This window comes from Leifsonia sp. SIMBA_070 (assembly GCF_046534635.1).
Taxonomy (GTDB): domain Bacteria; phylum Actinomycetota; class Actinomycetes; order Actinomycetales; family Microbacteriaceae; genus Leifsonia.
On sequence record NZ_JAWRYK010000001.1, the window covers coordinates 62,433 to 87,085 of the forward strand.

The following is a 24,653-nucleotide window of genomic DNA, read 5'->3' on the forward strand; positions in this document are numbered from 1 at the left end:
GCTCCTCGCTGCCTCCAACGCTCTCCGTCAAGTTTAGCCACATCGAAACCTGTCCGCCACGAATACTTTCAATATGGCTAAAGTTGCGGTATGGTCGGGCTTGCGTCCTTGATCGAGGAAGTCAGCCAGGGTTCCGGGCAAGGGGTCCAGCTTCGAGGGAGAAGACAATGACCGAGCTCTCAGCACCACAGCGACGGGCCGTGAACCCCTGGTGGGTGGGCTGGGTCGCCGGGATGGCATCGTTCGTAGATGGGGCGGCCCTGGTCGGAACCGGCTTGGCGCTGGTGATCTACCAGCAGACGATCGGGCTGAAACCGGAGGAGATAGGGCTGCTGACCAGTGTGCTGACCTTCGGCGTCGCAGTGGGCGCCATCATCGGCGGTCGGCTGGGGGACCGTTTCGGTCGCCGGCGCGTCTTCATCACCACGATGCTGCTCATTGCGGTCGGTGCCACCACGGCGACCTTCGGCACCCAGTTCCCGGTGATCTTCGCCGGCATCGCCCTCATGGGAATTGCGATCGGCGCGGACATTCCGGTATCGCTGTCCACCATCGCGGAAGCTGCGACCGATGAGAACCGAGGCAAGATCCTCGTGTTGTCGAACCTGCTCGCCGGCGTCGGAATCGGCGCGGCCGTGCTCGTTGCAACGTTCACTGGCGGCATGGGCAGGGCCGGTGCTCAGGCGATCTTCGGCATGATCGCTGTCGTCGCGGTCCTGGTCCTGGTTCTGCGGCTCAGCATCCCGGAATCGGCGTCATGGATTCAGGCCCGGAATGAGCGACGCAGTGGGATCCACACCATACGAGCGGAGCGAACCCGGTTCCGTGACCTGGTGAAGCCGCCCCTGCGCTTCCCGTTCCTCGTCCTCGCGGCGTTCTTCACTCTGGTGAGCATCCCGATCACGCTGGTCAGCTCCTACGCAGCGTACATCGCGGCCAACTTCGCCGGCGTCCCAGTCTCCCAGTTCTCCGTCTTCATCCTGCTCCTGGTACCTCTGGCGATCATCGTCCAGTACCTGTTCATGCGCGTGGTCGACACCCGGTTCCGGCTCACCTTCTTCCTCATCGGCGGAGTGATGTTCGTCGCCGCGTATCTGATCCCTGTGGTGTTCGGCGTGAGCCTCATCACCCTGGTGGCGATGATCCTCACCTCGGGGTTCGGCACCGTGTTCTGCGGAGAGCCGATCTTCCGAGTATGGGTCAACGAGGCCTTCCCGACCCTGTTGCGTTCCACCGGTCAGGGAGTCATCTTCTCTGGGGCCCGCCTGGTCCCCGCGCTTCTGCTCGCCCCGATCCCGGTGCTGCTGACCACATCGCTGCCAGGGTTCCTGATTGTGATGTCCGTGCTCGCCGCGGTCGGTGTCGGGATCGGCTGGTGGGGGGTGCGCAGCGGCCGCATGATCAACGAATTCGACCACGAGACCGAACCGGTCGACGAGACCGCCGTTTCGGCGTGAGGACCCAGGAACAACGATGATGACGTTAATCAGCACCGACGGGTACGTGGCCAAAGGATTCGGGAAGGTCGCGGACGCCTTCGCCGAGAACTTCGCCGAGCGAGGTGACACCGGAGCGGCATGCACGGTCTACGTGGACGGCGAACTTGTCGTCGACCTCTGGGGCGGCAGCACCGGTAGCGGCCCCTTCACCCGCAACACGCGGAGCGTGATGTTTTCCGTCAGCAAAGGGATCACCGCGGTCTGCCTGCTGATGGCCGCCGAGGAAGGCCTGCTCGAGCTCGACGCACCCGTCGCGCAGTACTGGCCCGAATTCGGCGAGCAGGGCAAAGAGCGGCTCACCGTGCGGCAGCTGCTGGCGCACCGAGCCGGCCTAATAGCCCCCGACGAGACCATGACCGTCGAAGAACTGCGCGCCTGGTTCCCGGTCACCGACGCCCTCGCCCGGCAGGAGCCGCTCTGGCAGCCAGGCACGGCCTTCGCCTACCACGCTCTGACCATTGGCTGGCTCGCGGGAGAAGTGCTGAGGCGAACCACGGGCAAGCGACCCAGCGAATGGCTCCGTGACAGGGTCGCCGGCCCGCTCGGGCTGTCGATGACCTTCGGAATCGGCGCGACTGATGCGGATTTCGCCCCTCTGGGTGAGCCGCTGCCCAGCACCCCCCCGGCGGCCGTTGCCATCCCAGACCTTGACCTGATCGAGCGGGTGATGGGGATGAACGGCGCGTTCGACGGCCTGGACATCTTCGCCAGCGCGAACGGACCAGAGTTCCTCTCGTATGAGATCGCCGCGGGGAATCTGGTCTCGTCCGCGCACGACCTCGCCCGGGCGTATGCGGCGACCGTCAGCGACGTCGACGGGATCCGGCTTCTGCGACCGGACACCATCCGGGATGCGCGCCTCCCAGTCTCCGCCGGCGCCCCGTTCGTCGGTGTCGATGCCGGCCACCGGTGGGGGACCGGCTTCATGCTGAACTCCGCAACCCGGCAGATGGCCGGCGAGGGAAGCTTCGGCCACGACGGAGCTGGAGGGCAACTCGGCTTCGCCCGCCTGGAAGGCGAGGTCGCCCTCGGATACCAGACCCTCCGCCCCGGCGGCGAATCCGACACCCGGGCGGAAGAACTCTGCCGCGCACTACGCCACTGCCTCTAACGTCAGAAGGAATTCTCATGGCACTTGATCCGATCCTCACCGCCTTCGTCCCTACCCCCCCGCTGCCCGCCGAGATCGACTTCCCCGCGTGGCGCGCCCTGAGCGAGGCGGACGGGGCTGCCCTGGTCGAGCTGGTCGCGGAACCCGGTCCCGAAGTTGCTGAGAAGCGCATCGTGCACATTCCCGTCGAGGGGGGCACGATCGCTCTCGCGATCTACCGCCCCTCTCTGGACGAGACGCTTCCCGCGCACCTGTACTTCCACGGCGGCGGCTGGGTCGCCGGTACCGGGCTGAGCGTATACACAGACATCATCGGCCGGGAACGAGCCGTCGGCGCCCACTGCGTCGCCATCACGGTCGACTACCGGAAGGCACCCGAGTACCAGCACCCCATCCCGCTGAACGACTGCCAGGCCGCACTGCTCTGGGTCATCGAGCACGCCGACGAGATCGGTGTCGACGCGTCGCGGATCACCGTGGGCGGCGGATCGGCCGGCGCGAACCTCGCTGCCGCGCTGTGCCTCAAGAACCGCGATGAAAACGGTCCCACTATCCTCTTTCAACTTCTCGAAGTGCCGGCAGTCGACCTCACCATGAGCCTGCCCTCACACTCCGACGCGGAACTCGGCTCCAACTATGCCCTCCATCGCGCAGACGTCGAACGGCTCGTGACCTTTTACCTGGGCGAGGACGGCGATCCGCGTGACCCGTACGCCTCACCCCTACTCGCGAAAACTCACGCCGGCCTGCCGCCGGCCCACATCATGCCCTCCGAGTTCGACCTGCTCCGCGACGACGCCGAGGCCTACGCCGAGAAGCTCCGGGACGCCGGCGTTTCCGCCACGTCCTCCCTGCAGCACGGCCACATCCATCCCTCCAGCGCGTTCACGAAGATCATGCCCGCCGCCCGCGCATGGCGGGACGAGGCAATCGCCACCCTGCGCGCAGTCCACAGCGGACACCTCGACGATGCCCGTTCTGCCGACCAAGCTGCGGAGTCGTGACCGCGTCGTCGGTTTCCGCGTGACCGCAGCCACTCCCGGTGCCGGCGGCGCGGGCGCCTCCTACGGGTCCGGCACCAGCATGACGCCTCTTCTCGGGCAGACCATCGGCGAGAAATTCGATGAGATCACCGAGCGCTTTCCTGACCGGCTCCGTTGGTTGACTGTGCCAGCGGGCGCAGGTGGCCACTGGTTCGCGCATCAGGCAATCCTCGGACTACCCAGGAAAGAGGATCGTGTCGAAGGCGCCCAGAAGCGAATGGCGAATATCGACCGGACCACGCTGACGAGCTGCACCCCCTCTACCAAACCGCATGGGTCGTAGCGGTCAGGGCATCCGGTCGAGCTCCGCCATCGCGTGCACCGGTTGATGCCGTCCTAGGGGCGCCGCATTGTCTGTCTGCATCCCGTTCGATACCCGGTACACGAGCCTGAGCGAGGAGCGGTATTCCAGACCCTGGCGCAAGAACGCTAGCGCCGTCAGGCGGGATCGAGCTCAACTTTCGTTGCCGGGCCCATCGGAGCGCTCGTCGACGACGGTGTGCCCTGCCGCGACCAAGCTCGACACGGCGGCCTCAAAGGAACGCGCGGGGACGAATACCAGGTCTGCTGACATGGTGGAGGCGACAAAAATGGGGATACCTGCGACCGACAAGGGAGCGATCAGGGACACGGTCATGCCAGCCGTATCGAGGTCGTGCGCCGTGTCGCCCGTGTACAGAGCTATCCAGTCCCCGCCACTGCCCGCGTCCTCCACAAAGGTCTGCTCATCGTCCACGACGACCGTGACCATGCGGGCGTTGTCAACGTCAGCCAATCGAGTCGAGTCGACCACCTTGTAGGTGCCGGGGAGCCGCCTTACCCGCTGTGCAACGATTGAGATCGTCAGCTTAGGGGTGGGCGTCGGGTATTCAGTCACGTGAAGACATTACAAGTCAGGCCTTCATCAGCTGTGGCAGTGTTGCACCCGACTTCTCGGGGGAGAGAGCGCGCCGGGGAGGCCAACGCTGTGAATCTATTCCTCGTACATGACTGATGGCGTTTGTCGACAGTCGGGTCTTCCACTTGGCAGGCCCCAACATCTCCGTGGGCTGCCACTACAGCGGCGTGAGTCGGCAGGCGTCCTAGTGCTAGCGTCGCCCGCATGACTGTCACCTCCCTCCTCGACCTGCGCTTTGCGACCGACCACCTCGAGGACGGACCGCGCGCGCTGCTCGATATCCTCGCGGACACGCGCGCTTTCGACGGTTGCCTTGGTGTGCAGGTCGTCACGGATGTGACAGACCCCGCACACGTGCTTGCGGTCGAGCACTGGCAATCGCTTGAGCATGACGAGGCCTACCGGGCCTGGCGGGCCGGGCCCGGCGCTTCGGGACTAGGCAACTACCTGGCCGGACCGCCAGCACTGACACGGTTCACCGACGTCGTTTCACTGTGACTCTCGATACCTTCTGCCGGCTGGCTCCCACTTGACGCCGCACTCCACGCGAACAACTCGTGAGGGGGGAGTGCCGCATTTTCAGCCTGTACTTGGACATCGACGTCGGGCGACCAGCCCCCACAAAAACCCCACACTGAGGTCCTTGAAGGCCGCCCCATATGCGTGAACAAGCGCGTCATCTCGCTAATTTGAGGGCACCTCGAAACCGCTTAAGAGGCCGCGGCAGGGGTTCAAATCCCACCGTCTTCGTCGATGTGCGAGTCAGCACCGGCCAGACCTGCTGAGCGAGTACGTGGACACAATTTGGACACACTTGTGCGGCGTGCGTGTGATTGGAGGCGGCTCGATTGGCCCGCGATTCCTTGGATTTCCGGGACTTTCGACCTTCGCACAGAGCACGCGAACCCTGCCATACGAGCACACGGCTCATAATCGTGGTGTCGCGGGTTCGAGTCCCGCCCTCGCTACAAGGCTTATCAACAGTGGGAACGGCGGTCCTTATCGGACCGCCGTTTCTTCGTTTCCGGGACGATTTGCCCGCATTATGTCCCCACGTGAAATCGCGACTGCGAAGGTCGCAGTTCGAGTCCGTGCGAACCGTGATCCAGGGGTTGGCCGGTGAACGTTCCCCGCCGCGTGCCGCCTGCTGGTCGAAACTCAGGATGGCCATGACCCGATGTCAACGTTGACACGAATTGTCATCGTTGACATACTGTGCGGGAACCGAGCACGGCGCCCGGGCACTCACTGAGGAGCGGCGGTCACGATGGCACATCGTAGGTGGATCAGCGCGGTAGGAACGTTAGGCGCCGTGCTGGCGCTTTCGGTGGCCTCACCGGCGGTGGCGGTCGCGCCTTCATCCGCACCGGTAGGTCAGCCGGCTCAAGCGAATGGCGGCCTCACGGTCAAGGATGTCCATATTCTCGGCCCCGTCGACCAGAACGCCCACGTCGCTGCCCGTGACAACGGCCAGAGCGTCGAATACCACGGCAAGTCGTACTGGTTCTTCGACGACACCATGCTCCAAGACCCGACCGGCTTCCTCTCCAGTACGGCTGCTGTCACCACCGACCTCGACGCCAGCGACGGGATCAGCGTGCAGTCGGCGAACCCATTCGATCTCACTGACACGAGCTCGCCCACCGAGTTCGTCCCGTACTCCGCAGCGGAGACGCAGTTCCAGAACGCGCACGCCTCTAGCGACTGCTCCGGATCGACGGATGTCAACTGCGGGACGCAGTTCGCATTCTGGCCCGGTTCTGTGGTGGCCGACCCGGCTCACCAGCGCATCCTCGTGTTCTACGGCAAGCTGTGCCGGGGCGGGCTCGACACCGGACCGTGTGCATCCGGATTCGTCGGACAGGCTCTCGGCAGCGGCATCGTCTCAGTGGACATGCGAACCCACCAGATCACTCGACTGAACGTCGAGCACCAGGATTCCTCCCTGACCAGCCCCGAGGGCGAAGATCCCACCCTCCTGTTCTCCCCGTCGCAGAACTTCGGCAACGGTGGAACCGTGCTCGTAGGAAACGAGCTGTACGCCTATGGCAATTGCACGAACACGAACGCGTGCGGTGTTGCTCGGGCGCCGATCGACCGGGTTCAGGATCGGGCTGCCTGGAGCTTCTATGCAGGAACGGCGAACGGCCGGCCGGTGTGGTCCGCCGATGCGGCATCCTCGGTAGCGGTCATGAACGGCGGCGCAGCCGGGGAGACGGTCCACTTCGACCCTGCGACGAAGCTCTACATGAATAGCTACATGCCCTTCCTGAGCCATCAGGTCTACTACCAGACGTCCGCGACTCCCTGGGGGCCATGGAGTGCTCCGGACGTCCTGTACACGGCACCGACGACGTCGGGCGTCGAATACGCCGCATTCGCGCACCCGGAATACACCACTGATCATGGGCTGACCCGTTACTACACGTACTACACGTCCTCGACCGGTCAGCAGATCCTCGTCAGGGTCGACTTCACGAAGGGCTGAATCGCCGATGACGGTGAAGGCATCGTCATGTGCAGGCCACCAGCGCTCCCTGCCCGCCCCGCATCCGCGGCGGTGGGCAGGGACGTTCGGCGGTCCGGGCACACGCGTAGGTCGAAGACCTCCTATTCTTTGATCCAGCAGTGCACCGAACTGGAGGAAGGGGGAGCAGTGAGCGAACACGGAGCGAGCACGCCCGCGATCCGGCCGCGAATGCAGGATGTGGCCGACGCGGCGGGGGTGAGCGTCAAAACCGTGTCTCGCGCCCTGATGGGTGGCGTCGTGCGCGAGTCGACCCGCCAGCGGATCCTGCTCGAAGCTGAGAAGATCGGCTTCCAGCGGAACGACATCGCCGCAGGCCTGCGCCGCTCCGGCCAGGCGATGCGGACGATCGGAGTCATGCTGGGCGACCTGTCGAATCCTTTCTTCCCTCCGCTGCTGCGTGGCATCCATGAGGTCGCTGCAGCGCATGACTTCCTCGTGCTCAGCGCGGACGCCCAACGCGACCCCGCGATCGAACGGCGTTCGATCGAGTCCTTTCTCGCCAACCGTGTGTCGGGGCTCATCGTCGCGCCTACCGGAACGGATTTCTCTTACCTTGCTGCGCAGACGCGATTCGGGTCGGCGCTCGTCTTCGTGGACTCCGATCCGCTCGGCACCGGGGCGGACTCGGTCGTGACGACGAATACGGCGAGCTCGCGGGAAGGCGTCGAGCATCTGCTCTCGCTCGGCCATCGGCGGATCGGTTACCTTGGTCATCCTGCTGCAGGCCACGGCGTGCCGAAGCGGTGGGACGGTTATGCGGAGGCCCTAGCGGCGGCGGGCATCCCGATCGACGCGTCGATAGTGCGGCGGGGATTGCGTACGGAGGCGGAGAGCGCAGCGGCGACCACGGAGCTGCTCGGATTGGACGATCCGCCGACGGCTCTTTTCTCGGACAACAACCGACTCACGATCGGCGTTCTCCAATCGAAGGCATTCGCCCGCCGCCCCATCGCCATGGTCGGCTTCGACTCCTTCGAGCTGGCGGAGCAGTTCGGCGTGACGGTGATCGACAGCGACCCCTTCGCTGTGGGTCAGGCGGGTGCCGAGCTGCTCTTCGAACGCCTGGCGAATCCGAGCGACGAGCCGAGGCGCCGAACCATCCGGGCGCGGCTTCAGGTGCACTCCGACCCCATTTACGGCCCCGCTCGCTGAAACGGCCGGAAGTCGGCTTGCGTTCTAGCACCGTTCTATGTCAACGTTGACATTAATGCCAACGTTGACATTTGCGGTTCGTCCGCAGATCAGGAGAACCTCGTGCACGACACCACCGCGCTGACCCTTGCCCGGGCTCGGCGACTTTCCGCTGAGCGGCTGACGCCGGCCATCGAGCTGGGCACCGCGGAGGTGCAGATCACCAGCCGCACGCTGCCGGGCGAACCGGAGCCATTCGCCGCAGCCGTCGCAGCCGAGTTCGCTCCCTTCGAGGTCGGGATGCCCTGGGGACCGGCCTGGTCGACGACCTGGTTCCGACTGCGCGGAGTCGTTCCCCCGGAATGGCGCGGCCACCGGGTGGAGGTCGCCATCGACCTCGGATTCGACCCAGGGGCCGGCCCCGGGTTCCAGGCGGAGGGCCTCGCCTTCGCCGCGGACGGCCGCTACCTCAAGGGCATCGAACCGCGAAATCAGTACGTCACCGTCGTGCACGATGCCGAGGGAGGTGAGGCGGTGGACATCTACGTCGAAGCCGCCGCGAACCCGGACATCATCGCGAATGCCTTCCTGCCCACCGACCTGGGCGACAGGCTGACCGCCCCTGATCGGCCCCTGTACGTGCTGAAACGCGCGACGTTGACCACGCGTGACCCGGAGGTCGAGGCACTCGTCGTCGACATCGACGTCGCCGCAGGGCTCATCGAGCAGTTGGCCACCACGGATCCCCGGCGTGCGCGCCTGACCGCCGCGCTCTCCCGAGCGTGCGACGCCGTCCGTCTCGACGACGTGCGCGGCACGGTCGGAGAGGCGCGCGCGCAGTTGGCCCCTGCACTGTCCGGGCCCGCCGCGCCGAGTGTGCACCGCGTGTCGGCGATCGGGCACGCGCACATCGATTCAGCGTGGCTGTGGCCGACACGCGAAACGGTGCGCAAGGTCTCACGGACCTTCTCCAACGTCCTGGCGCTGATGGACGAGTATCCGGAGCTGCTCTTCGTCGCCTCCTCGGCACAGCAATACGCCTGGCTGCGTGAACACCATCCCGCACTGTTCGAGCGGGTGCGCGATCGCGTGGCCGAAGGGCGCTTCCAGCCGATCGGCGGCATGTGGGTCGAATCCGACACCAACCTGCCAGGAGGAGAGGGACTGGTTCGCCAGTTCACCCAGGGCACGCGCTTCTTCCGCGATGCGTTCGGCACGGAGTCCGACGTGCTCTGGCTCCCCGACTCGTTCGGATACACTGCTGCGCTGCCTCAGATCGCGCGTCTGGCGGGGATGCGCTATTTCGTCACCCAGAAGCTTGCGTGGCAGCCGGTGAACCGATTCCCGCACCACACGTTCGTCTGGGAGGGGATCGACGGGTCGCGTCTGCTCGCCCACATGCCGCCGGTGGACTCCTATCTCTCCGAGCTCACACCGGCCGAACTGGCCCATGCGTCGCGGAATCACCGCGACCACCACGACTCCAGCGCGTCTATCGTGCCGTTCGGGCACGGCGACGGAGGTGGCGGGCCGACCGCCCTCATGATGGAGAGGGCGCGCCGCCAGGCCGACCTCGAAGGCTCTCCGACCGTGAAGGTGGAGGCGCCTGCCGACTTCTTCCGCACACAGGTCGAGCCCCAGAAGGACCTGCCGGTGTGGGTCGGAGAACTGTATCTGGAGGGACACCGCGGGACCTATACGTCCCAGGCGGCGATGAAACGGGGCAACCGGCGCAGCGAACACCTGCTTCGCGAGGCCGAGCTGTGGAGTGCGCTGGCATGCGTCCGCACCGGCGCGACCTATCCCTACGACGAACTGGACGACCTGTGGCAGCGCGTGCTGCTGAACCAGTTCCATGACATCCTGCCTGGAAGCTCGATCGCGTGGGTGCACCGCGAGGCGCGCGAACAGTACGACGCGATCCTCGCCGACGGGCAGGGAATCGTCGAGCGGGCGATGCGATCGCTCGCCGGCGAGGGTGACCGGGCCATCGTCTTCGACGCCGTGATCGGCGCGGCCTCGGCTGTCGACGGCGATGGCCCGGCCGGCGGCGCCGTGGCGCCGACGGTGACCGAGACGGAGCACGGCATACTGGTCGATAATGGGCCGCTCCGGCTGAACATCGACAGGGACGGCCGGATCGTGAGCGTGCGGGACATCGCTGCCGGTCGCGACATCGTTCCAGCAGGGGAGGAGCTGGGACGCCTCGTCATGCACACCGACCTCCCGAACGCATTCGACGCCTGGGACCTGGACGAGTCCTACCGTTCGTCGCGACGTTCCCTTGGGGCCCCCTCCTCCGTGAAGATCGGCACGGAAGACCGCGCGGTCGTCGTCGACACCGAATATGAGGTCGGTGCGTCGCGCATCCGCCGCCGGGCGACGATCGTCCAGGGGGAGCGTGCTGTCGATTTCGGCCTCTCCGTGGACTGGCAGGAGCGGGAGACGATCCTCAAGGCTGAGTTCCCCCTGCAGGTCAAAGCCGAGAGCGCGCGGTCCGAGATCCAGTTCGGTTACATCGACCGGCCGATCACGACCAACACCACGTGGGAGGCGCAGAAGTTCGAGGTCAGTGCGCACCGTTGGGTGCATGTCGGCGAACCGGGCTACGGTGTGGCGATCGTCAACGACTCCACGTACGGGCACGACTTCCGGCGAGAGGTGTTCGGCGACCGGGCGCGGCCGGGAGTCGTCGCCCGGCTGTCCATCCTCCGGTCGCCCAGCTTCCCCGATCCTGCTGCCGACCGCGGCGAGCACGCGTTGCGTTACCGCGTCGTGTTCGGCGTGACGCCGCTGGACGCGACTGACGAGGGATTACGCGTCAACCTCCCACCGCGACAGGTCGCGGGTACCGGCGCTCCTGTGGCGCCTCTTGCCGTCGCCTCCGGCTCTGCGCGAATCTCGGCGATCAAGCTCGCCGACGATCGCAGCGGCGATCTCATCGTGCGGCTTTACGAGGCGGCGGGGGAGTGCTCCCGCGCCGTCGTCCGCCTCGACGAGTCAGTGGTCGGGGTCGGTCGCGTCGATCTGCACGAGTCACCGCTCGACGACGAGCCCGCGCTCATTCTCGAAGACCACGCGGTCGAACTGGACCTCGCGCCGTTCGAGATCGTCACGATGCGAGCCACCCGGAAGCCATGACGCGCGCGCGCGGCGGACTGCGCCTCCTCAGGGGCGTCGGCCCCTCGGTGGCTCCGGCCGACCGCGCGGGTGTCGCCTTCGACCGAGGGCCGTGCCTGGCGTATTCGGTGGACCCGCGGGCCTCAGATGCCGGCGTCGCTACACTCGCCATCATCGACCACCTGATCCGTACCGACGACGAGGTGCGCGTTGCCGTCTTCCCCGAATGGGGACACCCGGTGGGAGAACAGCTCGATGTCGGCGGGTCATACGTCGGCATCCGCTTGCGCCTGGCCGACGGTACGACGACGGGAGACGACCTGCTGGACCAGTACGGTTTCGCCGCCTCGCCGCTGGCACAGGGCGATTCGGGGACGCTCCCACCATTCCAGTGGACCCTCAAGCGTTTCGGGTTGTCGCCGTGGGTGGGCGCGCGGGCCACAGCCATCGAGTTGCTCTGGGCCGCACCGGAGTCGTCGCGGTCGCCTACGACGCGTCGAGTCACCGGCTGGGTCGAGTTCGACGGGATGGGCCCGGTGTCCCGGCGCGGACCCGATCCCATCGACTGGGCCGACACCCGGCGGGGCACACGCTCGACGATGGAGCTCTCGCGCGGGAACACTGCTCCTCTTGCCGCTCTTCCGCACGGTTCGGTTTTCGCAGTCCCGGTGACGGACGCATCCCGGGACGACTGGATCTACTCGTGGTCCGCGCACGCCGACGAGCACGGGCGGACCGGACTCGAGGCGCTTTCCGTTTCGAGCATCCCCAGTCCGTGGGTCGGGGAGCGCGGCGCCCTGCAGGTCTTCCCTCGCGCCCGGAGCGGCGCCTCTGGCCGCCGTGCACGGCGACGGACCTTCCGGCACGATGCCGAGTCGGCGCGGCCGCACGAATACACCGTCAGGTTCGACGACGGGTCGAGCGCCGCGGCTCGCGCGGCCGGACATGCGGTGGAATTCGCATTCGCCGATCCCGCTGGGATCTCAGCGCTCGTGATCGACCAGCTCACCGACGACGGCGTCATCGCCGAGGAGCGCGACCGTGACGGCCGTACCGTCGTGGTTGCACGGGTGGATGGGACGTCCGCGGCCTCCGTGGGCGCGCCGGCGCGCTTCGTCTGGATCACCTGTGACGCGGAGGTTCGAGGGATGGACGCGGACAGCGATGGGCCGCGTCCGCGCACACGCAGAACGCTGGAGTTCGCCGCGCCGGTGGTCGCCGTGCGCGTGCGCGTTGGCGTCTCGTACGTCGGAGTCGCCGAGGCGCGGGCTCACGTGGAGCGCGAGATGCCCTGGTCGGTGAGTTCAGCGGAGCTCGCCGATCATGGGCGGCAGGCTTGGGAACCGTATGTCGCGGCTCTCGCATTCGATGGCGCGTCCGACGAGCAGCGACTGAGCCTGATCTCTTCACTTGCGCGGATGCACGTCTACCCCAACGATGTCGGTGAGCCCCGTCCCGATGGTCGCGTCGTCCATGTCGACAGCGTGAGCCCGAGATCGTCGCCCGACGCCACGTGGCGCAGTTCACGGCGCGTGCTCGACGGTCCCGCCGTCGTCAACAACGGCTTCTGGGACACCTACCGGACGGTCTGGCCGTGGTTCGCCCTCCGGGATCCGGAGGAGGCGGCGCGCCTGTTCGACGGGATGGTGGCGCACGGCATCGACGGCGGATGGATGCCGCGTTGGAGCGCTCCAGGCTGCCTGGACGCGATGGTCGGCACCAACTCCGATATCGTGGCCGCCAACATCCTGCAGGCCCTCCCGGATTGGAGCGGCGCCGAAGCCGCCTATGATCTTGCGGTGCGCAACGCCACGGTGCCGTCCCGTCGCTCTGCGGTCGGCCGCCGCGGTCTGGGCCGCTCCCGTTTCCGCGGATGGGTCGACGACTCCGTTGCGGAGTCTGTCTCGTGGACGCTGGAGGGCGCGAGTTGTGACGCAGCCATCGCACAAATGGCGCGCACCCTGCACCATCGTGACCGGCACGGGCCACGGGCGGACGAGTTCGCGGCCGACGCCGTGTACTTCGGCCTGCGTGCGCGGGACTACGTCAACGTCTTCGACCCCGGGACGGGATTCTTCCGGGGGCGGGACGATCAGGGAAGGATGCGCGACGGATTCGACCCGCGACGTTGGGGTGGCGACTACACCGAGACCAACGCGTGGGGGATGGCCTTTTCGGTACCGCACGATCCGGACGGCCTGGCAGCCCTGCACGGAGGCCGCGGTGGGCTCGCTCGTGCCCTTGACGCGTTCTTCTCAACACCAGAGACTGCGCAGCAGCGGTGGCGCGGCAGCTATCCCACGGTGATCCACGAGATGATCGAGGCACGCAACATGCGCATGGGCATGTTCGGCCTGTCGAATCAGCCGGCCCACCACATCCCGTACCTGTACGCGGCGACCGACCGGCCGTGGCGCACGCAGGAGATCGTGAGTGCGGCAGTCCGCTCCCGGTTCACCGGTTCGGACATCGGCGGAGGGTATCCCGGAGACGAGGACAACGGCGAGATGTCTGCGTGGTTGGTGCTCTCCTCCCTCGGAATGTATCCGCTGATGCCCGGTGCCGAGTTCGTCCTCACGACGCCGATGCTCCCGCGCATGCGTCTTCGCCGGCCTGTGGGCGACCTCGTCGTCGAAGCACGAGGAGATCCGCAGCGCCATCGGTGGGTCCGCGGGGTCACCATCGACGGGCAGGCGTGGGATTCGCCCAGGGTGCCTGCCGCAATGCTCGCGGAGGCGCGGCACATCGTCTTCTCGCTCGGCGATGCGCCCAGCGGATGGGGAGCGCCGACCGCGGACGAGCCGACAAGACCCCGTGCACGACGAGACCTGACCCGGGGATCGCTCACTCGCGGCGTCCCCGACTGTGAGGCTCTCACCGACGACCGCGGCGAATGCGTCGTGTCTCTGGCACCCGGCAGCAGCTGCAGCGTCGAGCCCACTGAGGCGCATCCCGCATCGGTATACACGCTGACCGTGGCGTCGCCCGGGGACTATCGCTGGCGCGTCGCCTTCGAGACCGCGGACGGCGGCCACCTCTCCCACGTCGTGGCAGCCCATTGGGACGAAGCGCATCGCACACGAGCGTTCGCGGTGCCCGCGGCTGGTGCGATCCGCCGGTTCACCGTTGAGAACTGCGGTGGACGACTGCTGCCGCTGACGCAGGTGGAGTTGCTCGAGGCGGAATGTCAACGTTGACATTGATTGTCCGCTCGGGTAACTTCATGCTTGTCCTCGAAATGTCAACGTTGACAGGAATGGCGATATGAGTACTCTCACCACACCGCTCGCGGCTGACGCGCTTCAGGCCGAGCCTCAGCCGGACCCGGTCGCCCGGCCCCGCCGACGTTGGCGCACCACGCTGACCGGCTACCTCTTCATCGCGCCCGGCATCATCGGCTTCCTGCTGCTCGTGCTGTACCCGGCGATAACCTCCTTGTACCACTCGTTCACGAAGTGGAACGGCCTGACGCCAGCCATCTGGAACGGCCTCGACAACTACGCCTACATGTTCACCAAAGACCCGGTGTTCTGGCCCTCCCTCGGTGCGACCGCCTACTACGTGCTCCTGACCGTGCCCGCGTCGATGATCGCAGGACTGTTCCTCGCCGTGCTCGTCAACCGCGGCCTCCGTGGTGTCCGGGTCTTCCGGACGATCTTCTACCTCCCCGTGGTGCTCCCCGCCGTCGCAGTACTCACCCTCTGGAAGTACATCTACGAGCCGACCTACGGTCTAGCCAACGAAGTCCTGCGATTCCTGCACCTCCCCACCTCGATGTGGCTCGGCGACGCCCACGTCGCGATGCCCGCGGTCGTCATCGTCAACATCTGGGGCGTCGGCGGAACGATGATCATCTTCCTCGCGGGGCTGCAGACGGTTCCCCAGGAGTTGTACGAGGCGGCCATGCTGGACGGAGCCGGGGCGGTGCGCCGCTTCATCAAGATCACCCTGCCGATGATGGGGCCCATCCTCGTCCTCCAGCTCGTCCTGCAGCTCAATGGCGCCTTCCAGACCTTCACGCAGGTCGCCGTCCTCACCAAGGGCGGTCCGGGAACGGCGACGAACCTGCTGATGTACAAGATCTACAACGACGGCTTCGCCGACTTCATCTCCGCGCCGCAACTCGGGTACGCGACGGCTGAGGTCTGGGTTCTCTTCGTCATCGTCATGGTCGTCACCGCCGTGCTGCTCCGCGTCAGCAGCCGTTACACCTACGAAGGGGATGCCGCATGAGCGCCGTCGTCACCCGCAGCCGCCCGCTGTCATCGCGGGTCCCCCTCAGGTTGTCGCGCATCGCCTGGTACGCACTGTGCGTGCTGCTCGCGATCAGCATGCTGCTGCCCCTGGTGTGGATGGTCTCCATCTCGCTAAAGAGCAACGGCGACATCCAGCAGCTGCCACCGTCCTTCTTCCCGAAGGAGTTCGACTGGCAGAACTACGTGGTCGGCCCCGCGAAGATCAACTTCTTCCGGCTCCTGCTGAACACCGCGATCGTCACACTCTTGTCGACGATCGGCGCTGTCGTGAGCTCGATGGTCGTGGCCTACGGGCTGTCGCGCATCTCCTTCCCCGGCCGGAAGCTCTGGTTTGGAATCATCGCCTTCAGCGTCTTCGTGCCACCCGTGATCGGTCTGATCCCGCTGCAGCAGCTCTACATCAACCTCGGACTGATCGACACCTTCGTGCCGCTCATCCTCCCTGCCTTCCTGGCGAGCCCGATCTTCGTCTATCTCGCCCGGCAGTATTTCCTGTCGATACCCCGCTATATCGACGAATCGGCGATGTTGGACGGAGCCAGCCACTGGACGATCTTCACGCGGATCATGATCCCGCTGACGAGACCGGCCTGGATCACCATCGCGATCCTCGCCTTCCAGTTCTCCTGGAACGACTACCTGAACCCATTGATCTACCTGCAGTCCAGCGACAACTTCACCCTCGCCATCGGCATGGCCTCCTTCATCGGCGACCACGCCGGCGATTCGGCCTACAACTACTACATGGCGACGAACCTGCTCTACATGCTGCCCCCGCTCGCGCTCTTCTTCCTGGCCCAGCGGTACTTCATGGAAGGGCTCGGCGCACTCGGAACGACCGGCAAATAGGACCACCACCGCACCACCCACCACCCACCGCCACCACCGCACCACCCACCACCGCATATCCACGGCGCAGCGCGCCGCTCAACGAAGAGAGAGAACATGAAACGACGGACTCTGGCGCTCATCGCCACGGTCGCCGCAGCGGGACTCACCCTCGCCGGCTGCAGTTCCTCGGGCCAGTCCGATTCGTCGAAGGGGGCGACCGTCAGCTACATGACGTGGGAGTCGACGGACACCAACGCCGCCCTCGACGCCACCTTCAAAAAGTTCACGAAGAGTGACGACATCACGATGGCGCGACAGGATGCGCCGAACACCGACTACGCGCAGAAGCTTGCCTCTCTCCTGCTGGCTAAAAAGGCGCCCGACTTCTTCTGGTGCTCCACCACTCAGGAGCAGAACCTGGCGGCCGAAGGTCTGCTTTTCGACTGGACCAGCTACCTGAAGGACAAGAGCAAGGGCCTCGACGAGAAGAGTTTCGCTCCGGGAGCGCTCGATCTGTTCACGTCGACGGACGGAAAAATCTACGGCATTCCGACTCTCGCGAACACGTACGGCGTCTTCTACAACGCCGCCATCTTCAAGGCAGCCGGCGTTCCTCTGCCGACACAGGACTGGACCTACGATGACATGCTCGCCGACGCGAAAGCGGTTACCGGTGCCGCCGGAACGCAAGGACCGGGGCTGGTGACCCAGTGGCCCCTGCTCGAGAGCCCCCTTGGCCTGTCCGCCTATTCGGTCGCGAACGGCGGAAAGCCGCTCCTCGACAAGGACCTCGGCGCGAAGAAGGTCACGGCGAGCCCGCAGCTCAGGTCCGGCGCTGAGAAGTACGCCGACGCGGTGAAGGCGGGTTCTCTCACCGGTCCGACGTTCGACGCGACGAATTCGATCGCCGTGTTCTCCAACGGGGGCACCGGAATGATGTTCGGCGGCCAGTGGCTCGCCCAGCTCATCAAGCCGAACGGAGCGGGTTTCGACTGGGGCTTCGCGCCGTGGCCGGCCGGCACGAAGGAGAACGTGCAGCCGATCGAGGCGAACGGTGTCTGCTCGCCGGCGTCGCTCAAGAATCCCGATGCGACGTACCAGGCAATCGCGTACATGGAGGCGACCGGCTTCAATGACGTGATGTCGAAGGTTCCGGTGGCGCCGATCGCATACACGCCCGGATCGGCCGGATACTTCAAGAACCTGGAATCGCAGGGCGGAGCGCTCGCGACCATCGGCGCAACTGCGAAGTTCGAGCTCGCTGCGAAGAACAAGTTCGTCACCCAGCTGCTCGACCCGTGGGCGACCAAGGCCGGCGATGTAGTGACCGCCAGCTGGAACCCGGCGCTCGGTGGCACGGCGGATGTCGCCTCCGGTATCTCCAGCACCGTCAAGGGGATCCAGTCGCTGATCGACACGCAACACTGAGCACCTCGGAGGCGCGGCCGGGTGTCAGCCCGGTCGCGCCTTCACGAATCGGGAGGAACCATGAACCACCCCGCCATCGACTACCCCCTCGGGCCGTTCACGCCGTCACCGCTGAACCCGGTGCTGCGTCCCGGCCCTGAGCCCTGGGAGTCGGCTAATGTCTACAACCCGGCCGCCATCGTCCACGAGGGTCGGGTGGTGCTGCTCTACCGGGCGCATGCGGAGGACATCGTGTCGTCGATCGGCTTCGCCGCGAGCGAGGACGGGTACACCTTCGAGCGGGACGCCGAGCCGGTCCTGGTGCCCGAGCACCCATACGAGATCCACGGGTGCGAGGATCCCCGTGTCGTGAAGATCGACGATACCTTCTACCTCACCTATACGGGCTGGGACAGGAAGACCGCGCGGCTGTGCCTAGCCACCTCGACGGATCTGCGCCACTGGACGAAGCATGGGCCGATCCTGCCGGGGCTGAACACGTTCGCCGGTCTTCGCGAGACGCCCACCGATGAGTGGAGCAAGGGCGGCGTCATTCTCGAGACCCCGGTCGATGGCCGCTACCTGATGTACGTGGGCGAAGGCAACGTCTACCTTGCCGAGTCGGAGGATCTGCTGCGGTGGCGACTGGTCGATCAGGAGCCTGTCCTCATCCCGCGACCCGGGACGTTCATGGGCGATCTGGTGGAGACCGGACCCCAACCGCTGCTCACCCGCACCGGTCACATCCTCCTCGTGCACAACAGTGCCGTGCACATGCCGGGAGGCGGCGTGTACTACTCCTGCGGCCAGATCCTGTTCGATCCCTCCCGGCCGACCGTGCCGGTGGCCGCCATGCTCGAACCCTGGCTCGAACCCACGACGGATGCGGACAGGCACGGGCTCGTCGACAACGTCACATTCGTCGAGGGTCTGGTCTGGTTCGGCAATACCTGGTTCGCCTATTACGGGCAGAGCGACACGACCGTCGGCGTCGCGATTTTCCGGCCCGAAGAGGAACGATGACCACCCAGTGACCGGTTCTTCGGTCGCGTCGGTGGACGGGACACGACCGCTTCGTAGCCTGCTCGGACTGCTCCGGCCTTTCCGGGCGACGCTGGCGGCCTCGGTCGTGCTCTTCGTCGTGAAGGACAGCCCGCTGTGGCTCCTTCCCGTGCTGACGAGCTCCATCGTCGACATCGTCGCCACGCGCGGAAGCGCATCCGAGCTGCTGGCGCCCACCGCGCTCGCCACCGCCATGGTGGTGGTCAATGTGCCGACGAACATCCTCTTCCTGCACCTCTACAACGGTGCGAGCAGGCGGATGGGATCGCGGCTGCGCAACGCGCTCACCCAGCGCCTCCAGAGCCTATCGATCGGTTTCCATTCCCGCTCCAGCGCAGCGGTCATCCAGTCGAAGGTCGTGCGGGATGTCGAGAGCATCGAGCTGATGCTGCAGCAGGCGGGACCCACTCTGCTCTCCTCTGCCCTCGTCGTGGTCGGGGCCGTCACGATGACCGCCCTCCGCGCCCCCGCGTTCCTCCCCGTGTACGTGCTGACCGTCCCCGTCGCAGCCGGACTGGGCAGGGCGATGCGGCGACGGTCGGGCACCCGCAACGAGGCCCTGCGCCGCGAGGTGGAGCGGCTGTCCTCTCGGGTCGGCGAGATGGCCAGCCTCATCCCGGTCACGCGGGCGCACGGCCTGGAGGACGTCGCTTCCAGCCGTATCGCCGACAGCACAGAAGGGGTCCGCAGGGCGGGTGTGCAGCTGGATGCGCTGAACGGCCGCTTCGGCGCGCTCTCCTGGGCTTTGTTCCAGGTGCTGGCGCTCGGCTGCCTGGTGCTCGCCGCCCTCATCTCGGTTGAAGGCTGGCTTCCCGTCTCGGCCGGGCAGGTCGTGCTGATCGGCAGCTACTTCGGGTTGCTGACGGGCGCGCTTGACCGGAGTCTCGGCGTGCTCCCGATCGGCGCGCGCGGGTCGGAGTCACTCCGGTCGGTGGCCGAGGTGCTTCAGGAGCCCGACATCGAACGCAACGAGGGCAAGCGCGCGGTCGAGGATGTCCGCGGTGGAGTCATGCTCGAGGGGGTCGGCTACCAGTTCCCCGGTGCCACGTCGCGCGCGCTCGAGACAGTCGACCTGGAGATCGCCGCCGGCGAGACGGTCGCCCTCGTGGGGCACTCCGGGTCCGGCAAGTCGACACTCCTCAACCTGGTGCTCGGCTTTCTCCGGCCGACGACCGGACGCATCCTGCTCGACGGGGTGGACATGGAGGAGCTCGACCTGCGCACTGCGCGGCGATTCGTCTCCGTCGTGCCGCAGGAGTCCGTGCTGTTCGAGGGCTCCATTCGAGAGAACGTGACCTATGGTCTGCCCGATGTCGACGACGCTCGGGTTCGCCGTGCGCTGGAGCAGGCGAACGCGATGGACATCGTCGACGTGCTCCCGGAGGGCTGGGACACCGTGGTGGGCGAACGGGGGGCGCGACTCTCCGGCGGGCAGCGCCAGCGTCTCGCGATCGCGCGGGCCCTCGTGCGGGATCCGCGCATCCTGCTCCTGGACGAAGCAACGAGTGCGCTGGATGCGGAGTCCGAGTACAAGATCAAAGGGGCGCTGAGCACACTCATGCGCGACCGGACGACCCTGGTGGTCGCGCACCGGCTGTCGACGATCCGCGAGGCCGACCGGATCGTCGTGCTCGAGGCAGGCCGCATCATCGAGGTGGGGTCGCACGAGCAGCTGCTCGCCGCCGGGGCCGGTATGCGCAGCTGCACCGACTGCAATCCGCCTGACGTCGTCGTCGGACGTCTCAGGGGGCGCTCGGGACAGCCAGCTCGATCGTGTGCTCGGTCAGGCGTCCGCGCCTGACGCTGCGGCGACCGCGCTCGACGCCCGCGCCGCCGGGAACCACGACGGACACATGGTTCGGCACCGTGACCCGTCCGCGGATCCACGGCCCGCGATCCTCCCACTCGACGTCGATGGGACCGGAGATCGTGTCGAGAGACGCCCGGCAGGCGAAGGCGCCGTCCCCGGGAAGCCGCGGATCCAGACGGACGACCGACCAGCCGTCGGCCCCGGGCGACAAACCGGCGACATCCGCGAACAGCCATTCGTCGATACTGCCGAACATGGCATGATCGTGCGACCGGCCGTCCAGCTCCCAGTTCTCGTAGAGGGTCGTCGCGCCGTTGCCGATCCAGTGCGACCAGCCCGGATATCCCGGCGCCCGAACGACTTCGAACGCGAGCCGGGGCAGGTGACGGGCGAGCACACGCAGCAACTGCCGGGTGCCCACCATTCCGGTGTCGAGGTGCATGTCACGGGCACGAAGGTCTCGTTCGAGGCTCTGGAGGACGGCCGAGCGCCGCTCGCCCTCTGCGAGCCCGAACGATACGGCGAGCAGGTTGTTCGTCTGGCGGAAGTCGCCGTCGCCAGGTCCGGCGTACCAGCCGGCCGCATTCCAGAACGTTCGGTTGAAGCGAGCACGCACGGCCTCGGCCCGTGCAGCGTAGGTGTTCGCGTTGTCGCTCGCACCGACGCGTCTCAGAAACGAGACCATGAGCGTCAGGAAGCGGTAGTAGTAGGCCGTTGACACGACGGCCGGATGCTCGGGGGCATGATGTGCCCAGGCGCGTTCCAGTCGCCGAGGCCGACATCCACGATCCCGCCGGGGAAGCGTTCGGCGAGGAACCCGAGGTAGCGGCGGAGGGCTGGGAGTGAGCGGCGCATCATCGACAGATCGCCGTAGTGGCGGGCGAGCGTTTCCGGAACTTCGAAGAGGACGGCGTCCCAGGCGGGTGACGGCGTGTCGAAGATCCAGTCTCCCGGCGGCGACGGGGTGATGCCCGGAAGGGACCCGTCGTCGTGGAGGCTGGGCAGAACACTGCTCTCGAACCATCCACCGAGGTAGTTCGGCATCCAGTAGTTGTACGCATAGGTCTCGGTCAGAAGTTGCGCGTCACCCGTGTATCCCTGCTTCTCGTACAGCGGTGTGTCGACGGGCGTGCCCTGCAGGCAGTTCTCCAGCGTCAGCCGGGTGACCCGGTGGATGGTGTCGAGAAGAGGATCGGAGGAACTGAAGGAGCCGACGGACGTCGGGGCAGCGGACACGCGGTCGACAATGATGGAGACGGGTGCGGTCGTTCCGGACACTTCCGCGTATTGGAATCCGGCATAGCTCAGCCCGAAGGAGATCGTCGCACCGGAGGGCGCGCCGATCACTGTCGAGCGTTGCAGCTCCCCGGGCACGGCGGGATCGTCTGCGAGCACCTCGCCGGCGTCGCCCAGTTTCTCGCCGAGCTTCACCTGGAGCGTCGGTGAGGTGCCGTCCTCGGTGCTCACCGCAATCATTCCTGCGATGTTCGCCGCCAGATCGAATCGGTGGCGAGCGCTACCTGTGCGCACAGTGCCGAGGATGTCGACGCGCTCGCGGCGCGTGACCGGAGGCTGGCGGCTGATCCGCAGGGCGCCGGCGGGCGCGGTGGCGGGAGCCGCCGCCCCGATGGCCTGCGGGCGGCGGAAGTCGATGATCTCGCCCGTATAGAAGGAATCGTCCGTGACCTCCGTCAGCTCGGAGGTCCAGGTGCTGTCCGAGACGAGCAGAGGGCGACCGGGACGTTCCACGTCATACACGACCGCGCGAAGTTTGGGCACACCGCGCCACGGTGCCGCATGCCATCCGAAGCTGGTCGGCGTGGACATGGCGTAGAACCCACGGCCGAGGCGGGCCGCCAGTGTGTTCGTGCCCGGGCGCACCAACTCCGAGACGTCCCACAGTCGATAGTGGACGATGGCGTCGTAAGCGCTCGGGGGCGGATCGAGCACCGCCTCCGAGACGGGCGAGCCGTTGACGCGGACATCGACCACACCGAGCCCGGAGACCGCGAGGCGCAGGTTGCTGGAGGCGGCGCCGTCGAAGCGGGTGGAGAGGATCGGGCTCGCTCCCGCCAGCGCCGATCGAATCCAGCGAGACTCGCCCCAGTCCGATTCGCGCAGCAATGCGGTCTCGAATCGAGACCACTCGCTCCACGGGCTCCAACGACTGGCGCTCGCGGTTCGGATGCGCCACATGAATCCGGTCATGGATGCTGGCGGCAACCCGAGCTCCCAGCTCGCCGAAGCGGAACGGCGGCGCTCCAGCGTGGTCTGTCCGCCGACCGGCCCGAATTCGAGCTCGACCGCCTCCTGCCGGCCGTCCGGCTCCCACGTCAGAAGCGGAGGGGCGTCGATGTCGATCGGCGCATCCCGGAAATCCGTTCGCAGCCGCCGAGGAGCGGATGGGTCGCTCACGGTTCGCGGGAGGCTCGAAGTTCGATGCTCACTTCGCGTCGTCCACCGTGTGGTGTGATCGTCATCGGCCCATTGCTCGTATCCCACGCCACGCCGTCCACCGTGGCGGAAACGACGGTAGATCCGCAGCCCCGCACACGTATGTGCAACTCGTCGCCTCGCCAGGGAAGACCCGTGAGCTCGATGTGGTCGATTCCGGCCGGCAGGATGGGTTCGAAGTGCATTCCGTCGATGCTCGCGCGCATCCCGAGGAGCCCTTCATGAACGCATCGGAGGAAGGCCGTCGCGCTCCAGGTCTGGTCGGGCACCGAGGGCCACCAGGTGCCGACCTGCCAGCCTCCCGAAACGGAGCCGTCGCGCGCGTCGTAGACCTCGAAGAACGCGTCGTCGGACGTTGAGACGGCGGACACCAAGTCCTCGAGGCTGGAGGCAAAGGGTGCGTCGGCACCGCGGCGGGCAGCTGCCACGGCCCACTGACCGGTCGCCATGGGCCACACCATCATGTTGTGCCGACCCGGTCTCGTGTCGTCGTAACGCGGGAAGTGCGGGTACACGAGGGGGATGCCCGCCGGGCATCGCTGGACGCCCTCCGTCAGCGTTGCGGCTTCGGCGTCGCTCAAGTCGCCGTGCTCGAGCAGGAGCGCCAGCCCGAGCAGCTCCTGATAGCCCATCCGTCGCCCGGCCTCATCGACGAGGTAGCTCCAGGTGCCCGTCGCCGGGTCGCGGAACGCTCGTCTCACTGCTGCGCGCAGCTGAGCACCACGGGTGGGCTCTAGGGCGACGTCCGATTCCCTACCGGCGATCTGGCGGAGCCACACGGCGGCGTCGGAGGCGGCGGCGTAGATGACGTTGGTCGAGAGGGCCGCGATCTCCCGCGAGCCGGGGTAGTCGCCGATGAAGCTCGAGTCGTCGAGGCGGTCGATGTCCGGGAACGGGTAGCCGGAGATGCCGTCCTGCATGAGGGCCCCGCCGGCGTACAGGGCGAGCTCGGGTCGGTAGGCATCGGAACGGAGCGCGAGGGTGCGTTCCACCACTCCGGCCGCCCAGTGCGCGAACTGCCGATCGCCCGTCACTTCGACGTGCCGCCTGGCACCGATCGCCCACACCAGTTGATCCCACAGCTGATCGTCCTGCTGCACGACCGGTCCCCGTGCTCCCACCTCGGTGACCTCTCGCAGGGTCGCTTCAGCCAGCTCGGGGTCGAGGAGGCTGACGGCGCTCCACGAATTGATCGCGGCGTCGCGCGTCCACGGCGTCGGGTAGTCGGCGCCCGCGCACAGGATCCGCGAGCCGGCACTGGTCCGCACATTGCGACCGATGGCGCCGAGGGCTGACTCGTAGAGCCGGCCGATACGCTCATCGCCGGCTGTGACAACCGGCCGACTCGCCGCCGGCGACGGGAACGTCATGGTGTGTCCCTCCGTTAGTCGAGGCCGTCGGGGCCGCGATGCGCCCGTTCACGCGGCGCTCGTGCAAGCCTGCGGCACAAACCTTGCTAATGTCAACGTTGACACTAGCTGGACAGGCGAAGGGACAAATC

Annotated in this window: 18 protein-coding genes and 1 tRNA gene; 15 read left to right on the top strand and 4 right to left on the bottom strand. The window is 66.7% G+C overall.

The annotated features are described in order from the left end of the window. Positions 1-167 precede the first annotated feature (167 nt). The 4 genes from SB754_RS00260 to SB754_RS00275 are packed head-to-tail and all read left to right on the top strand — an operon-like array spanning position 168 to position 3,936. On the top strand, positions 168-1,457 hold the full coding sequence (locus SB754_RS00260; protein ID WP_410780346.1) for an MFS transporter: 1,290 nt from the start codon (positions 168-170) through the stop codon (positions 1,455-1,457). 16 nt (positions 1,458-1,473) lie between these two features. Then, positions 1,474-2,610 (top strand): serine hydrolase domain-containing protein, encoded by a 1,137-nt coding sequence (locus SB754_RS00265; protein ID WP_410780347.1) that lies wholly within the window; start codon positions 1,474-1,476, stop codon positions 2,608-2,610. Positions 2,611-2,627: 17 nt separating this feature from the next. Next, complete coding sequence (locus SB754_RS00270) at positions 2,628-3,614, top strand: alpha/beta hydrolase (RefSeq protein WP_410780348.1); 987 nt, start codon at positions 2,628-2,630, stop codon at positions 3,612-3,614. Positions 3,615-3,633: 19 nt separating this feature from the next. Then, positions 3,634-3,936, top strand: coding sequence for a hypothetical protein (locus SB754_RS00275; protein ID WP_410780349.1), 303 nt, complete (start codon positions 3,634-3,636; stop codon positions 3,934-3,936). A gap of 171 nt (positions 3,937-4,107) precedes the next feature. On the opposite strand, the gene SB754_RS00280 is transcribed toward SB754_RS00275, so the two are convergent. Further along, positions 4,108-4,530 (bottom strand): ACT domain-containing protein, encoded by a 423-nt coding sequence (locus SB754_RS00280; protein WP_410780350.1) that lies wholly within the window; start codon positions 4,528-4,530, stop codon positions 4,108-4,110. 225 nt (positions 4,531-4,755) lie between these two features. Between SB754_RS00280 and SB754_RS00285 the strand changes: the two genes are divergently transcribed. The 11 genes from SB754_RS00285 to SB754_RS00335 all read left to right on the top strand — a co-directional run bounded on the left by SB754_RS00285 (position 4,756) and on the right by SB754_RS00335 (position 20,689). Next, complete coding sequence (locus SB754_RS00285) at positions 4,756-5,049, top strand: putative quinol monooxygenase (protein ID WP_410780351.1); 294 nt, start codon at positions 4,756-4,758, stop codon at positions 5,047-5,049. 340 nt (positions 5,050-5,389) lie between these two features. Then, a tRNA-Met gene (locus tag SB754_RS00290) sits at positions 5,390-5,519 on the top strand. A 344-nt stretch (positions 5,520-5,863) separates the two neighbouring features. Beyond that, positions 5,864-7,039 carry a DUF4185 domain-containing protein gene (locus SB754_RS00295; protein WP_410780352.1) on the top strand — a complete coding sequence of 392 codons (1,176 nt, stop codon included), beginning with the start codon at positions 5,864-5,866 and terminating at the stop codon, positions 7,037-7,039. 168 nt (positions 7,040-7,207) lie between these two features. Next, positions 7,208-8,233 (top strand): LacI family DNA-binding transcriptional regulator, encoded by a 1,026-nt coding sequence (locus SB754_RS00300; protein WP_410780353.1) that lies wholly within the window; start codon positions 7,208-7,210, stop codon positions 8,231-8,233. 102 nt (positions 8,234-8,335) lie between these two features. Then, entirely contained in the window at positions 8,336-11,353 is a 3,018-nt protein-coding gene (locus tag SB754_RS00305) for an alpha-mannosidase (protein WP_410780354.1), read from the top strand. Further along, complete coding sequence (locus SB754_RS00310) at positions 11,350-14,529, top strand: GH92 family glycosyl hydrolase (RefSeq protein ID WP_410780355.1); 3,180 nt, start codon at positions 11,350-11,352, stop codon at positions 14,527-14,529. Before SB754_RS00305 ends, SB754_RS00310 begins: the two co-directional genes overlap by 4 nt. Positions 14,530-14,596: 67 nt before the next feature. Next, positions 14,597-15,565 (top strand): carbohydrate ABC transporter permease, encoded by a 969-nt coding sequence (locus SB754_RS00315; protein ID WP_410780356.1) that lies wholly within the window; start codon positions 14,597-14,599, stop codon positions 15,563-15,565. Then, the gene (locus SB754_RS00320; protein ID WP_410780357.1) at positions 15,562-16,437 is read left to right on the top strand and encodes a carbohydrate ABC transporter permease; all 876 of its coding nucleotides are present in this window, start codon (positions 15,562-15,564) and stop codon (positions 16,435-16,437) included. Before SB754_RS00315 ends, SB754_RS00320 begins: the two co-directional genes overlap by 4 nt. Positions 16,438-16,533: 96 nt before the next feature. After that, entirely contained in the window at positions 16,534-17,847 is a 1,314-nt protein-coding gene (locus SB754_RS00325) for an ABC transporter substrate-binding protein (protein ID WP_410780358.1), read from the top strand. A 60-nt stretch (positions 17,848-17,907) separates the two neighbouring features. Then, a complete protein-coding gene (locus tag SB754_RS00330) occupies positions 17,908-18,849 on the top strand; it encodes a glycoside hydrolase family 130 protein (protein WP_410780359.1) in 942 nt (313 codons plus the stop codon). Positions 18,850-18,856: 7 nt separating this feature from the next. Continuing rightward, positions 18,857-20,689, top strand: coding sequence for an ABC transporter ATP-binding protein (locus SB754_RS00335; protein WP_410780360.1), 1,833 nt, complete (start codon positions 18,857-18,859; stop codon positions 20,687-20,689). On the opposite strand, the gene SB754_RS00340 is transcribed toward SB754_RS00335, so the two are convergent. The 3 genes from SB754_RS00340 to SB754_RS00350 are packed head-to-tail and all read right to left on the bottom strand — an operon-like array spanning position 20,631 to position 24,522. Next, complete coding sequence (locus SB754_RS00340) at positions 20,631-21,419, bottom strand: alpha-L-rhamnosidase C-terminal domain-containing protein (RefSeq protein WP_410780361.1); 789 nt, start codon at positions 21,417-21,419, stop codon at positions 20,631-20,633. The genes SB754_RS00335 and SB754_RS00340 overlap by 59 nt on opposite strands. After that, positions 21,389-23,113: a family 78 glycoside hydrolase catalytic domain gene (locus tag SB754_RS00345; protein ID WP_410780362.1), complete on the bottom strand. Its 1,725-nt coding sequence runs from the start codon at positions 23,111-23,113 to the stop codon at positions 21,389-21,391. The genes SB754_RS00340 and SB754_RS00345 overlap by 31 nt, the downstream gene beginning before the upstream one ends. Then, on the bottom strand, positions 23,110-24,522 hold the full coding sequence (locus SB754_RS00350) for an MGH1-like glycoside hydrolase domain-containing protein (RefSeq protein WP_410780363.1): 1,413 nt from the start codon (positions 24,520-24,522) through the stop codon (positions 23,110-23,112). Before SB754_RS00350 ends, SB754_RS00345 begins: the two co-directional genes overlap by 4 nt. Positions 24,523-24,653: the final 131 nt, after the last annotated feature.

Excerpts from the sequence above, each read along its gene's own strand:
- SB754_RS00260 (WP_410780346.1), top strand. The coding sequence starts at position 168 with ATGACCGAGCTCTCAGCACCACAGCGACGGGCCGTGAACCCCTGGTGG.
- SB754_RS00265 (WP_410780347.1), top strand. The coding sequence starts at position 1,474 with ATGATGACGTTAATCAGCACCGACGGGTACGTGGCCAAAGGATTCGGG.
- SB754_RS00270 (WP_410780348.1), top strand. The coding sequence starts at position 2,628 with ATGGCACTTGATCCGATCCTCACCGCCTTCGTCCCTACCCCCCCGCTG.
- SB754_RS00285 (WP_410780351.1), top strand. The coding sequence starts at position 4,756 with ATGACTGTCACCTCCCTCCTCGACCTGCGCTTTGCGACCGACCACCTC.
- SB754_RS00310 (WP_410780355.1), top strand. The coding sequence starts at position 11,350 with ATGACGCGCGCGCGCGGCGGACTGCGCCTCCTCAGGGGCGTCGGCCCC.
- SB754_RS00315 (WP_410780356.1), top strand. The coding sequence starts at position 14,597 with ATGAGTACTCTCACCACACCGCTCGCGGCTGACGCGCTTCAGGCCGAG.
- SB754_RS00320 (WP_410780357.1), top strand. The coding sequence starts at position 15,562 with ATGAGCGCCGTCGTCACCCGCAGCCGCCCGCTGTCATCGCGGGTCCCC.
- SB754_RS00325 (WP_410780358.1), top strand. The coding sequence starts at position 16,534 with ATGAAACGACGGACTCTGGCGCTCATCGCCACGGTCGCCGCAGCGGGA.
- SB754_RS00330 (WP_410780359.1), top strand. The coding sequence starts at position 17,908 with ATGAACCACCCCGCCATCGACTACCCCCTCGGGCCGTTCACGCCGTCA.
- SB754_RS00350 (WP_410780363.1), bottom strand. The coding sequence starts at position 24,522 with ATGACGTTCCCGTCGCCGGCGGCGAGTCGGCCGGTTGTCACAGCCGGC.